Source organism: Kitasatospora sp. NPDC008050 (assembly GCF_042957465.1).
GTDB lineage: Bacteria > Actinomycetota > Actinomycetes > Streptomycetales > Streptomycetaceae > Kitasatospora.
The window spans coordinates 1-3963 of the sequence record NZ_JBIBIJ010000056.1 but is presented as its reverse complement, the minus strand read 5'-3'; the positions used below and the strand labels follow the sequence as shown (position 1 = coordinate 3963).

General features: G+C 71.2%; 1 protein-coding gene. It reads right to left on the bottom strand.

Features of this window, described 5'->3' with window-relative positions; all coding sequences use genetic code 11:
- Window positions 1–3963 (bottom strand): type I polyketide synthase (locus tag ACFZB9_RS36795; RefSeq protein WP_391454513.1); only part of this gene is annotated, 3963 nt, incomplete at both ends.

Here is a 3963-nt window from a genome sequence, read left to right as displayed (position 1 = left end):
CGAACCACTCAACGCCGGACGCCACACCACCCGATACCGCCAACCATCCACCACCGCCAACTCCCGCGAACGCTCCCGCCACGACGACAACGCCGGCACCACCGCACCCAACGACTCCAGATCAACCCCACCACCACCGCCACCCAACAACCCCGCCAACTCACCCACATCACCACGCTCGATCACATCCCAGAACCCACCATCCCCACCGCCAACACCAACACCCACACCCGACCCGACCACGTCGACACCACCGAGCCCCGATGTCTCCAACCAGAACCGCTCCCGCTGGAACGCATACGTCGGCAACTCGACCCGACCACCACCACGCCCACCCAGCACCGACGCCCAGTCCACCTCGACACCGGCCACGAACACCCGGGCCAGCGAGTCGAGCAGCCGCGCGACCCCGCCGTCGTCACGGCGCAGGGTGCCGACCACGACCGCCTGGTCCGCCGCCTCGGTCGGGCCCGCCGGGTCGGTCTGGACGCTGTCGATGGTCTCCTGGATGCCGACGGTCAGCACGGGGTGCGGGCTGGCCTCGATGAACACACCGTGCCCGGACTCCAGCAACCCCCGCACCACCGGCTCGAACCGGACGGTCTCGCGCAGATTCCGGAACCAGTAGCCCGCGTCCAACACCGCCGTATCGATCCACTCACCCGTCACCGTGGAGTAGAACGCCACCGAGGACGACACCGGACGCACCGGAGCCAGCGCCTCCAACAACTCCCCCTCCAACGCCTCGACCTGCGCCGAGTGCGAGGCATAATCCACCGCGATCCGCCGCGCCCGGACACCCCGCCCCTCGCAGTCGGTCAGCAGGGCCTCCAGAGCCTGGGGCTCACCCGAGACCACCACCGAGGACGGACCGTTCACCGCCGCCACCGACACCCGCCCCCCGAAGCCCGCCAACAGCTCCTCCACCACCGTCAGCGGCCCGGCCACCGACACCATCCCGCCCAACCCCGCCAACCGCCGCGCGATCACCTGCGAACGCAACGCCACCACCCGCGCACCGTCCTCCAACGACAACCCACCCGCCACCACCGCCGCCGCGATCTCACCCTGCGAATGACCCACCACCGCCGCCGGCTCCACCCCCACCGAACGCCACAACGCCGCCAACGACACCATCACCGCCCACAACACCGGCTGCACCACATCCACCCGCTCCAACCCCGGAGCACCCGCCACCCCACCCAGCACATCCCGCAACGACCACTCCACAAACGGCGCCAACGCACCCTCACACGCCACCATCGACTCCCCGAACACCACCGACGACTCCCACAACTCCACCGCCATCCCCACCCACTGCGACCCCTGCCCCGGAAACACCAACACCACCCGGGAATCACCACCGACCACACCACGCACCACCGAGTCGGAGCGCTCACCGGCCGCGACCGCCGCCAGCCCGGAGGCCAACTCCTGCGCCGAAGCACCGACCACCACGGCCCGCTCCTCGAAGCGCGAGCGCCCGGACGCCAACGACCACGCCACATCCACCGGCCGGACACCCACACCCACACCCACACCCACACCCGCACCAGCACCCGTCAACACCGCGCCCAGCCGCCGCGCCTGCTCCCGCAACGCCCCCTCCGAGCGACCCGACACCACCAGCGGCACCAACTCACCGCCCAGCGCCACCGGCACCGGATCCGGCACCGGCTCCTCCGCCACCACTGTCTCCGACCCGACCGGCGCCTCCTCCAGGATCAGGTGGACATTGGTCCCGCTGACCCCGAAGGCCGACACGCCCGCGCGCCGAGGCTCGTCACCGGCGGGCCACTCCTGGGCCCGCGTCAGCAGCTCCACCGCACCCGCCGACCAGTCCACGAACGGCGAGGGCTCGTCCACGTGCAGCGTCCTGGGCAGCAGCCCCGCCCGCAGCGCCAGCACCATCTTGATCACACCGGCCACACCCGCGGCCGCCTGCGGGTGACCGATGTTCGACTTCAACGATCCCAGCCACAACGGGCGCTCGGCAGAACGGTCCTGGCCGTAGGTGGCCAGCAGCGCCTGCGCCTCGATCGGGTCACCCAACCGCGTACCCGTCCCGTGCGCCTCCACCACATCCACGTCCGCACCCGACAGCCCGGCATTCGCCAGCGCCTGACGGATCACCCGCTCCTGCGAGGGACCGTTCGGCGCCGTCAGACCGTTCGACGCACCATCCTGGTTCACCGCACTGCCACGAACCACCGCCAGCACCTCATGGCCGTTGCGCCGCGCGTCCGACAACCGCTCCAGCACCACCACACCCAGGCCCTCGCCCCACCCGGTACCGTCCGCCCCCGCGGCGAACGCCTTGCACCGACCGTCCGGCGCCAGCCCGTTCTGCCGACTGAACTCCACGAAGATCCCCGGCGACGACATCACCGTCACACCCGCCGCCAACGCCAGCGAACACTCACCCGCCCGCAGCGACTGCGCCGCCAGGTGCAGCGCCACCAGCGACGACGAACACGCCGTGTCCACCGTCACCGCCGGCCCCTCCAACCCCAGCGCATACGACAACCGCCCGGACGCGACGCTGGACGACTTGCCGGTCAGCAGGTACCCCTCGTAGCCCTCGGGGGCCTCGTGGAGCCGGGATGCGTAGTCCTGGTAGGCGACACCGACGAACACACCGGTCGGGCTGCCGTGAAGCGAGGCCGGGTCGACACCGGCCCGCTCGATCGCCTCCCACGAGGCCTCCAGCAGCAACCGCTGCTGCGGATCCATCGCAGCCGCCTCACGCGGCGAGATCCCGAAGAACGCGGCGTCGAACTCGTCCGCCTCGTAGAGGAATCCGCCCTCCCGGGTGTAGGACTTGCCAGGTCGACCGGGCTCCGGGTCGTAGAGTCCGTCGATGTCCCAGCCACGGTTGGTGGGCAGGCCGCCGATCACGTCACGCTCGTCCACGACCAACTGCCAGAGTTCCTCCGGTGTGGTCACACCACCGGGCAGGCGGCACCCCATCGAGACGATCACGATCGGGTCGCCGTCGGCCACCGTCGCGGGAAGCACGACCGGCTTCGCCACGGCGGCCCCGGCCGGCAGACCGAGCAGTTCCCTGCGCACCAGCCGGCTCACCGCGGTCGGGGTCGGGTGGTCGAAGGCCACTGTCGTGGAGAGCCGCAGGCCGGTCGCGGCGTTGAGCCGGTTGCGCAGGTCGACCGCGGTCATCGAGTCGAAGCCCATCGCCTTGAACGACTTGGCGGGCTCGATGGCGTTCTGGGTCGCATGGCCGAGCACGTCCGCCGCGCTGCGCCGGACGACCTCCAGCAGCAGGCGCTCCTGCTCGGGCTCCGGCAGACCGGCGAGCCGCTGAGCGAGCGGCAGCACGGCCACCCCGCCGCGCTCCGCGCGAGCGGTCTCGTCCTGGAGCCTGCGGACCTCCGGAACCTCGTCGAAGAGCGAGGACGTACGAGCCGCTGTGAAGAACGGGATGAACCGCTCCCAGTCCACGTCGGCCACGGTCACGCTGGGCCGGCCGTCCCGCAACGCCTCCTCCAGGGCGCTCAGCCCGCGCTCGGGCGCCATGACCGAGATGCCCTGGCGGCGAAGCCGCTCCTTCTCCTCCGGCCCGACCAGGCCGCCGTCCCACGCGCCCCAGGCCACAGCCGTGGCCGGAAGCCCCTGTGCCCGCCGCTGCTCGGCGAGTGCGTCCAGGAAGGTGTTGGCCGCGGCATAGGCCGCCTGGCCGCGGTTCCCCCAGACACCCATGATCGAGGAGAACAGGACGAACGCGTCGAGTTCGCGATCCTTGGTGAGTTCGTGGAGGTTGAGCGCCGCGGCCACCTTCGGACGGAGCGCCTCGGCCATCGCGGCCGGATCCGTCGCGTCCACCAGACCGTCACCGAGCACGCCGGCCGCGTGGATGACGGTGGTGAGCGGATACTCCTCGGGCAGCGAGTCCAACAGGGACCGCAACGCCTCCCGGTCCGCGACATCACACGCCGCCACCGTCAC